Consider the following 654-nt stretch of genomic DNA (forward strand, 5'->3'; position numbering starts at 1 on the left):
GGTCCAGAACTTGAGGCCTTCCATGCCGTATTGGTCGGTGTCGCCGAAGCCAGAGCGCTTCCATCCGCCGAAGCTGTGATAGCTGACGGGGACGGGGATCGGCACGTTGATGCCGACCATGCCGACATTCACCCTATGGGCGAATTCGCGCGCGGCATGGCCGTTGCGGGTGAAGATGGCGACGCCGTTGCCGTATTGATGCTCGCTAGGCAGGCGAACGGCATCCTCGAAATCCCGGGCGCGCACAATCTGCAGCACGGGGCCGAAGATTTCTTCCTGGTAGCTTTCCATGTCGGTGGTGACGCGGTCGAGCAGGGTCGGGCCGACGAAGAAGCCGTCTTCATGCCCCTGAAGGCTGAAGCCGCGACCGTCGATCACAACTTCGGCGCCTTCCTTTTCCGCCGTGTCGATCCATTGTTCGATCCGCGCCCTGTGTTCGGGCGTAACGACGGGACCGTAATGGGCGTCCTTGTCGGTGCTGACACCAACGCGCAGGGCATTGATCGCGGGGATGAGCTTTTCGCGCAATCTGTCTGCCGTGTCCTCGCCCACCGGAACGACCACGGGCAGCGCCATGCAACGCTCGCCTGCCGAACCGAAGGCTGCCCCGGCCAGATCGTTGACTACCTGATCGAGGTCGGCATCCGGCATGAC

1 protein-coding gene is annotated in these 654 nt (G+C 63.0%); it reads right to left on the minus strand.

The genetic code is table 11. The annotated features are described in order from the left end of the window. The coding region (locus B4F73_RS00015; RefSeq protein ID WP_290482215.1) for an aldehyde dehydrogenase family protein at window positions 1-654 on the minus strand (654 nt) is incomplete at both ends.

It is taken from the genome of Hyphomonas sp. UBA3601 (genome assembly GCF_002375605.1).
In the GTDB taxonomy this organism is placed as follows: Bacteria; Pseudomonadota; Alphaproteobacteria; order Caulobacterales; family Hyphomonadaceae; genus Hyphomonas.